Annotated in this window: 8 protein-coding genes; 6 read left to right on the top strand and 2 right to left on the bottom strand. The window is 67.0% G+C overall.

Going from position 1 to position 8,042, the window contains the following annotated elements; genetic code table 11:
• Positions 1 to 628, bottom strand: a 628-nt coding sequence (locus ACMUOY_RS13870; protein WP_413893318.1) for a LacI family DNA-binding transcriptional regulator, incomplete at its 3' end; no start/stop codon positions are given.
• Between the two features lie 171 nt (positions 629 to 799).
• On the opposite strand from ACMUOY_RS13870, the gene ACMUOY_RS13865 reads away from it, so the two are divergent.
• The 6 genes from ACMUOY_RS13865 (at position 800) to eda (ending at position 6,831) form a co-directional block, all read left to right on the top strand.
• Entirely contained in the window at positions 800 to 1,306 is a 507-nt protein-coding gene (locus tag ACMUOY_RS13865) for a gluconokinase (RefSeq protein ID WP_413893317.1), read from the top strand.
• Positions 1,303 to 1,803, top strand: a complete 501-nt coding sequence (locus ACMUOY_RS13860; protein ID WP_413893316.1) for a TRAP transporter small permease subunit — start codon at positions 1,303 to 1,305, stop codon at positions 1,801 to 1,803. Before ACMUOY_RS13865 ends, ACMUOY_RS13860 begins: the two co-directional genes overlap by 4 nt.
• A gap of 2 nt (positions 1,804 to 1,805) precedes the next feature.
• Positions 1,806 to 3,098, top strand: coding sequence for a TRAP transporter large permease (locus ACMUOY_RS13855; RefSeq protein ID WP_413893315.1), 1,293 nt, complete (start codon positions 1,806 to 1,808; stop codon positions 3,096 to 3,098).
• Positions 3,099 to 3,137: 39 nt separating this feature from the next.
• Complete coding sequence (locus ACMUOY_RS13850; RefSeq protein WP_413893314.1) at positions 3,138 to 4,151, top strand: TRAP transporter substrate-binding protein; 1,014 nt, start codon at positions 3,138 to 3,140, stop codon at positions 4,149 to 4,151.
• A gap of 121 nt (positions 4,152 to 4,272) precedes the next feature.
• Entirely contained in the window at positions 4,273 to 6,090 is a 1,818-nt protein-coding gene (edd, locus tag ACMUOY_RS13845) for a phosphogluconate dehydratase (RefSeq protein WP_413893313.1), read from the top strand.
• Positions 6,091 to 6,162: 72 nt separating this feature from the next.
• Positions 6,163 to 6,831 (top strand): bifunctional 4-hydroxy-2-oxoglutarate aldolase/2-dehydro-3-deoxy-phosphogluconate aldolase, encoded by a 669-nt coding sequence (gene eda, locus ACMUOY_RS13840; protein ID WP_413893312.1) that lies wholly within the window; start codon positions 6,163 to 6,165, stop codon positions 6,829 to 6,831.
• 57 nt (positions 6,832 to 6,888) lie between these two features.
• On the opposite strand, the gene ACMUOY_RS13835 is transcribed toward eda, so the two are convergent.
• On the bottom strand, positions 6,889 to 7,947 hold the full coding sequence (locus tag ACMUOY_RS13835; protein WP_413893311.1) for an ABC transporter substrate-binding protein: 1,059 nt from the start codon (positions 7,945 to 7,947) through the stop codon (positions 6,889 to 6,891).
• Positions 7,948 to 8,042: the final 95 nt, after the last annotated feature.

The following is an 8,042-nucleotide window of genomic DNA, read 5'->3' as shown; positions in this document are numbered from 1 at the left end:
GCCAGCCGGCTTGGCGCTGCAGGGTGCGTGGGTCCATTTGGACGGCGGCAAAGGCGATGCGGCGCTTGCCCCGGGCGATCAGGTGGCGGGTCAGGTCGGCGCCCGCATCGCTCTGCGAGAAGCCCACGCTGTAGACGCCTTCGTCCGGGCTGTTTTCCATCAGGTGCACGCAGGGCACGCCACTGCGCGCCATGAGCGCTTGGGTGGCCTCGGTGTGGTCGAAGCCGGTGACCAGCAGGCCGGCCGGGCGGTGCATCAGCTGCTCGCGCAGCAGCTGCTCTTCTTCGCCGGGGTCGTAGTGGGTGACACCGATCAGCGTCTGGTAGCCGGCGCGGCGCATGCTGGTCTGCACAGCCTCCAGCAGGGTGACGAACAGCTCGTTCGAGAGCATGGGAATCAGCACTGCCACGTGCGTGCTGCGGTGCGAGGCCAGGGCGCGCGCCGCCGGATCGGGCACATAGCCCAGCTTGGCAGCGGCCGCCTGCACCCGTTCCACCAGCTCAGGCGCCACGGCCCGTTCCCCGCGCAAGGCGCGCGACACCGTGATCGGGCTGACCCCGGCGGCCAGCGCGACGTCGGCAAGGGTGACGCGGCCGGTGGCGCGCTGGCGGATGGGCGGGGTGGGCATGGAGTCAGGGTTTCTACTAGGTATAAAATGACGGAACATTTGTAGGATAGCGCTATCCAAATCGGATGACAAGGGTTTCAGCAAAGCCCGTCAGATTTGAAAAACAATTGGAAAAAACAGGTCGAACCCTCGTCCTTTTTTTTGACTTTTCAAGATAGCGCTATCCAAATCATGGACAAATACATCGTGGTCATGGGCGTTGCCGGGTGTGGCAAGTCAAGCTTGGGCGCGGCACTGGCCCAGGCCGAGGGCTTGCCGCTGGTGGAGGGCGATGACTTCCACAGCCCCGCCAACCGCGCCAAGATGAGCCAGGGCATCGCCCTGACCGACGCCGACCGCGACGGCTGGCTGGACATCTTGGGCGAGCAGCTGCAGGCCCATCCCGGCGGGATGGTGCTGACCTGTTCCGCCCTCAAGCGCCGCTACCGCGACCGCTTGCGCCAAGCCCGGCCCGGGCTGCGCTTCGTCTTTCTGGACATCGACCGTGACGACGCGCAGGCCCGCGTGGTTGCGCGCTCGGCCACCCACTTTTTCTCGACCAGCCTGGTGGACAGCCAGTTCGCCACGCTGGAGTCGCCGGTCGGCGAACCCGGCGTGTGGCGGGCTGACGCGCGGCTGCCACTGGCGCAACTGCAGGGGGAGGCATCCGCCTGGCTGAACAAGGAGGCGTTCGCATGAAGGCATCGAAGACTTTGTTGCGTGCGCAGGGCCTGACCCACGCCGCGATGGCCGTGGCACTCGGCGTCATGGCCCTGGCCGTGTTCGTGAACGTGGTGTTGCGTTACGGGTTCGGCAGTGGCATCGCGGCGAGCGAGGAGCTCTCTCGCCTGCTGTTCGTGTGGATGGTGTTTCTGGGCGCCGCCGCGGCCTACCCGGCCGGCGAGCACATGGCCTTCACCAGCCTGGCCAGCGCACTGCAAAGCCGGCCGAAGATTTTTTCCGCGCTCACAGTGCTGATCCGCCTGCTGGTGATGGCCGCCTGCGCCATGCTGGCCTGGGGCGCCTGGCAGCAGGTGGTGGTGGGCTTTGGCAGCCACTCGGTGGTGCTCGGCTACTCCACGGCGCTGCTGCCCCTGCCGGCTTTCCTGTGCTCGATGGCCATGGGTCTCATGGCCCTGATTGAACTGGTGCGGGGCACGCCGCTGAACCTCGGCCACAGCGCCGAAGTGGAATGAGCATGAGCCCCGAAAGTCAAGCCTTCGTGGTGTTTTCGGCGGGCATGCTGGTGCTCATGGGCATCGGCATGAACATGGGCCTGGCCCTGGTGCTGACCGGCGCCGGCATGGCCTGGGTGCTCAATTTCTGGGACACGCAGCTGCTGGCCCAGAACCTGGTGGCCGGTGTGGACAGCTTTCCGCTGCTGGCCGTGCCCTTCTTCATTCTGGCCGGCGAGCTGATGAACGCCGGCGGGATCAGCCGGCGCATCATCGACATGGCGCAGGCCTGGGTGGGCCACATCCGCGGCGGCCTGGGTTACGTGGCGATCGCCGCGGCCGTGTTGATGGCCAGCATGAGCGGCTCCGCCCTGGCGGACACCGCCGCGCTGGCCACCATCCTGCTGCCCATGATGCGCCAGCAGGGCTACCCGATGGCCACCTCCGGCGGGCTGATTGCCTCCGGCGGCATCATCGCGCCGATCATTCCGCCGTCGATGCCGTTCGTGATCTACGGCGTGACCACCAACACCTCGATCTCGGCCCTGTTTGTCTCGGGCATCGTGCCCGGCTTGCTGATGGGCACCGGCCTGATCGTCACCTGGCGCTTTGTGCTGCGCAAGATCGACCTGCCCAAGGGCCAGCCGCTGCCGATGCGCGAGCGCTTGAAGGCCTCGGGCAAGGCGTTCTGGGCCCTGCTGATGCCGATCATCATCATCGGCGGCATGAAGTCCGGCGTGTTCACGCCCACCGAGGCGGCGGTCGTGGCGGCCTTTTATGCCCTGATGATCGCGCTGTTTGTGCACCGCGAGATGAAGCTGCCCGAGATCTACGGCGTGCTGTTGCGCGCGGCCAAGACCACGTCGGTGGTGATGTTCCTGTGCGCCGGCGCGCAGGTCGCCAGCTACATGATCACGCTGGCTGATCTGCCCAGCGTGCTGACGCAGTGGCTGGGTCCGCTCGTCAACAACCCGCGCCTGCTGATGGCGGTGATGATGGTGGTGCTGGTGCTGATCGGCACCGCGCTGGACCTGACGCCGACGATCCTGATCTTCGCCCCCGTGATGCTGCCGATCGCGGTGAAGGCCGGCATCGACCCGGTGTACTTCGGCCTCATGTTCGTGCTCAACGGCGCCATCGGCCTGATCACGCCGCCCGTGGGCACCGTGCTCAACGTGGTGGCTGGCGTGGGCCGCATGCCGATGCACAGCGTCATCAAGGGTGTCAATCCGTTCCTGGCGACCTACGTGGTGTTGCTGGCCCTGTTTGTCCTCTTTCCCCAGATCGTCACGCTGCCGGTGCAGTGGATGCGCTGATCGTCAATTGTTCAACCTGTTTTTTACCTGGAGACTCTCATGAAAATGCTTCGTCGTACCGTTCTCGCCACCCTGTCCGCCGCCACCCTGGCCGCTTCGATGGGGGCCATCGCCCAGGACATCAAGCCGCGCCTGATCCGCTTCGGCTATGGCCTGAATGAACAAAGCAACCAGGGCCGCGCCGTCAAGGTCTTCGCCGACGAGGTGGAGAAGCTGTCGGGTGGCAAGATGAAGATCCGCGCCGTGGGCGCCGCGGCGCTGGGCCCGGACACCCAGATGCAGCAGGCGCTGATCGGCGGCGCGCAGGAAATGATGGTGGGCTCCACCGCCACGCTGGTGGGCATCACCAAGGAAATGGCGCTGTGGGACACGCCTTTCCTGTTCAACAGCGCCAAGGAGGCTGATGCCGTTCTGGACGGCCCGATCGGCCAGAAGGTGATGGACAAGCTGCAGGAAAAAGGCCTGGTCGGCCTGGTCTACTGGGAAAACGGCTTCCGCAACCTGACCAACAGCCAGCGCCCTGTGGCGAAGATGGAAGACCTGAACGGCATCAAGCTGCGCGTCATGCAGAACCCGGTGTACCTGGATGCCTTCAAGACCCTGGGCGCCAATGCCATTCCCCTGCCGTTCTCCGAGCTGTTCAGCGCGCTGGAGACCAAGACGGTGGACGGCCAGGAGAACCCGTACAACACCATCCTGTCGAGCAAGTTCTATGAGGTGCAGAAGTACCTCAGCGTGACCAACCACGTCTACAGCCCCTGGATCGTGCTGGTCAGCAAGAAATGGTGGGACCAGCTCTCCAAGGCCGAGCAGAAGGTGCTGCTGGACGCCGCCAAGGTCAGCCGCGAGTTCGAGCGCAAGGACACCCGCGCCGAAGCCGGTCGTGCATTGACCGACCTGAAGGGCAAGGGCATGCAGATCAACGAGCTGTCACCGGCCGAGTCCGCCCGCATGCGCGACAAGCTGACCAAGGTCAACGCCTTGATCGCCGCCAACGTCGGCATGGACCTCTGGAACGAGACCAAGACCTCGCTCGACAAGATGCGCAAGTAAGCCGCCACGCGGCGGGGCGGGCCGGGGCCGTGTCATCGGTCACCGGCCCGCCTGTTCCCTCCTTCACGCGGCGCCGCCGCCGGCCGGCCGTTCGCCGCGATCCCCCCAAGCACCCCCAGCCATGAATCCCAGCATCGCGCGCGTCACGCACCGCATCACCCAGCGCAGCCAGGCCACGCGCCAGGCCTGGCTGGCCAGTGTGCAGTCCCAGCGCGGGAGCGGGCCCAGCCAGCGCGCCGGCATGGGCTGCGCCAACATGGCGCACACCTTTGCTGCCTTGCCCGCCAACGACAAGCTGCAGGTGCGCGAAGCGCGCGCCCCCCATGTGGGCATCGTCAGCGCCTACAACGACATGCTCTCGGCGCACCAGCCCTACGAGCACTACCCCGAAGCGATCAAGGCCGCCGCACGGACCTTGGGCGCCACGGCCCAGGTCGCCGGCGGCGTGCCCGCGATGTGCGACGGCATCACCCAGGGCGCGGCCGGCATGGAACTGTCGCTGTTCTCGCGCGACGTGATTGCCCTGTCCACCGCCGTGGCGCTGTCGCACAACGTGTTCGACGCCGCGCTGTTTCTGGGCGTGTGCGACAAGATCGTGCCCGGCCTGCTGATGGGGGCCCTGCAGTTCGCCCACCTGCCGGGCGTCTTCGTGCCCGCCGGGCCCATGACCTCGGGCCTGTCGAACGACCGCAAGGCCCAGGTGCGTCAGCAATATGCCCAAGGCCTGGTGGACCGCGAGGCCCTGCTCGAGGCCGAGTCCCAGGCCTACCACGGCGCGGGCACCTGCACCTTCTACGGTACCGCCAACTCCAACCAGATGCTGCTGGAGATCATGGGCCTGCAGCTGCCGGGCTCGTCCTTCGTCAATCCCGGCACACCGCTGCGCAAGGCACTGACGGCCGAGGCGGTGCGCTGCGCCGTCGCCGGGGTGGGCCTTGATCGCGCGGCGCCCCTTGCCCTGGCCGACATCGTGGATGAGAAGGCCATCGTCAACGGCATCGTCGGCCTGCTGGCCACGGGCGGCTCGACCAACCACACGCTGCACCTGGTGGCCATCGCCCGCAGCGCGGGCATCCTGATCGACTGGGATGACTTCGCCGAACTCTCCCACGCCGTCCCCCTGCTGGCGCGCATCTACCCCAACGGCGCCGCCGACGTGAACCACTTCCATGCTGCCGGCGGCATGGGCTTTCTGATGCGCGAGCTGCTCGACGCCGGGCTGCTGCATGCCGATGTGAACACCATCCTGGGCCCCGGGCTGCAGCGGTTCACCCAGGAGCCCTGGCTGAACGACGGCCAGCTGGCCTGGCGCGCGGCCCCGGCCAGCAGCGGCGATCTGGCGGTGCTGCGTCCGGCCGGCGATCCGTTCAGCACGGACGGCGGCCTGCGCCTGCTGCAGGGCAACCTGGGGCGCAGCGTGGTCAAGGTCTCGGCCGTCAAGCCCGCACATCGCGTGGTGCGCGCGCCCGCCGTGGTGGTGGCCGACCAGCAGGAGCTGCTGGCGCTGTACCAGCAAGGCCGGCTGCAGCGCGACTTCATCGCCGTGGTGCGCTACCAGGGGCCGCAGGCCAACGGCATGCCCGAGCTGCACAAGCTGATGCCACCGCTGGGCGCGCTGCAGGACCAGGGCTTTCAGGTGGCGCTGGTCACCGATGGCCGCCTGTCGGGGGCCTCAGGCAAGGTGCCCTCAGCGATCCACCTGAGCCCGGAGGCGCTGGGCGGCGGACCGATTGCCCGCGTGATGGAGGGCGACTGGATCACGCTGGACTGCGAGCAGGGCATCCTGCAGCTGGAGGTCGATGACGCCACGCTGGCCGCGCGCTGCCCGATCGTGCCCGACCTGAGCGCCCACGCACAGGGCACGGGCCGTGAACTGTTCGGCCTGTTCCGCCGCCACGCGGCCACCGCGGAGGCCGGTGCCTCGCCGCTGCTGGCGTGATCGGCGACCCGAATCCCGAATCCCGAAACCCCGATTGCCGCTCTTCACCGATCCGATGCCGACCAGGACCCCATGACCGACGCCCCCCGCTCCTGCTTCGACCGCCCTGCGTTCACCTCGCGCGTGGTGCCCGTCATCGTGCTCACGGATGCGGCCCAGGCGGTGCCGCTGGCGCATGCGTTGCTGGAGGGCGGCGTGGACGTGATGGAGATCACCCTGCGCCACGGCAGCGCGCTGGCGGCGATCGAGGCGGTGGCGCGTGCGGTGCCGCAGATGCATGTCGGCGCTGGCACGGTGACCCGGGTGGCCGATGTGCAGCGGGTCATCGATGCGGGTGCCTCTTTCGCCCTGTCGCCGGGCTGCACCGAGGCACTGGTGCAGGCGGTGCGCGCGGCGCGCCTGCCCTTCATTCCGGGCGTGATGACGCCCAGCGAGGTGCTGGCGGCGCGCGAGCACGGCTTCACGCTGATGAAGCTGTTTCCCGCGGCGCAGGCCGGCGGGCTGGCGATGCTGCAGGCGCTCGGTGCACCGATCCCCGATGTGCAGTTCTGCCCCACGGGCGGCGTCAGTGCGGCAACGCTGGCCAGCTTTCTGGCCCTGCCCAATGTGGCCATGGTGGGCGGCTCGTGGCTCACGCCGGCCGATGCCCTGGCTCAGGGCGACTGGGCGCGCATTGGAGGGTTGGCGCGCGAGGCGACGGAGCTTGCCTTTCAAGGGCTGGATCGGGCAGCGAACCCGTGAACGTGAGCTCCTTGGGTTCGGTGCGACATGCCGACCCGCGGCATCACCGCCGCAGCCTTATCGCGGGGCGTTCAGAATCTCTTTTTCCCAGCGCGCGATGAGGCGGCGACGCTCGGCACTGGCCCCGTATTTGGCCAGGTCGTAGTTGATGAATTTCGCGCCCTTCACATTCGGCGCGCCTTCCGGCAAAGGTGTATTGCGGTTGGACGGGAACTGGTACGAACGGGAGGTGGCCGCCACGCGCTGGCCGGAAGGGGACAAGGCCCATTCAAAAAATTTCTTCGCCTCCTCCGGATGGGGCCCGCCCTTGATCAGGCTCATGGCGCCGACGCTGTAGCCGGTGCCCTCGCAGGGCACCACATAGGCCACCGGGTACTTCAGCTCCGCTTCCTGCGCGGCGTTGTGCAGAAAACTCACCGACAGGGCGCTTTCACCCTTGGCGACCGCCTTGATGGGACCCAGCCCCTGGCGGGAATAGGCGCTGACGTTGGCATTCATCGCCTGCATGAACTTGAATGCGGCTTCCTCCCCCATGATCTGCACAAAGGTGGCGATCGCCACGTAGCTGGTGCCGCTGGACTGTGCGTTGGCCATCTGTACCTCGCCGCGGTAGGCGGGATTGGCCAGGTCTTTCCAGCATTTGGGCGCCGCGAGTTTCTTCTTCGCCAGAATCTCGGTGTTGTACGCAATCCCGAGCACTTCCGAATACAGACCCACTGTCTTGTATCCCGATGCCTTGGCGGCGTCCTGCGCCCAAGGGTAGAGCTGGGAAAGCTGCGGTGACTTGTATTCGGCCAGCAAGCCCTGTTCGGCCGCCTGGAAGTGCGGATCTGCGGTGCCGCCAAACCAGACATCGACCCGCGGACGTTCTTTCTCGGCCACGATCTGGGCATAGGATTCGCCGGTGGGCTTGTTGATCACGCTCACGGACACCCCGTGCAACCGTTCATAGACCGCCGCGGCGCTGCGACACCATTCGGGGTTCATGCTGCACAGAACGTTGACCTGGGCGGCCTGGGCGCTTGCGACCCAGGCTGACACAAGCAGCAATCCCGTACCGACCAGCCGCCGGACCGGCCGGTTTCTCGTGGGGTGCCGATGGTGCGTCTTCGTCATGTTTCCCAGCCTTTGTCTCAAGCCAAACCGATGTTCTGGAAAAGGCATTGTGCCGGAGTCCGGTTGTTTCCAGCCGTTCCTCTGCGCCTGGGGCA

It is taken from the genome of Candidatus Skiveiella danica, from assembly GCF_022705245.1.
Classification (GTDB): Bacteria; Pseudomonadota; Gammaproteobacteria; order Burkholderiales; family Burkholderiaceae_C; genus Skiveiella; species Skiveiella danica.
Note: the sequence above shows the minus strand (reverse complement) of the source record. Positions and strands in the feature narration are given on the sequence as shown.

Coding starts and splice junctions, on each gene's coding strand:
- ACMUOY_RS13865 (WP_413893317.1), top strand. CDS start 800: ATGGACAAATACATCGTGGTCATGGGCGTTGCCGGGTGTGGCAAGTCA.
- eda (WP_413893312.1), top strand. CDS start 6,163: ATGACCGACGCCCCCCGCTCCTGCTTCGACCGCCCTGCGTTCACCTCG.
- ACMUOY_RS13860 (WP_413893316.1), top strand. CDS start 1,303: ATGAAGGCATCGAAGACTTTGTTGCGTGCGCAGGGCCTGACCCACGCC.
- ACMUOY_RS13855 (WP_413893315.1), top strand. CDS start 1,806: ATGAGCCCCGAAAGTCAAGCCTTCGTGGTGTTTTCGGCGGGCATGCTG.
- edd (WP_413893313.1), top strand. CDS start 4,273: ATGAATCCCAGCATCGCGCGCGTCACGCACCGCATCACCCAGCGCAGC.
- ACMUOY_RS13835 (WP_413893311.1), bottom strand. CDS start 7,947: ATGACGAAGACGCACCATCGGCACCCCACGAGAAACCGGCCGGTCCGG.
- ACMUOY_RS13850 (WP_413893314.1), top strand. CDS start 3,138: ATGAAAATGCTTCGTCGTACCGTTCTCGCCACCCTGTCCGCCGCCACC.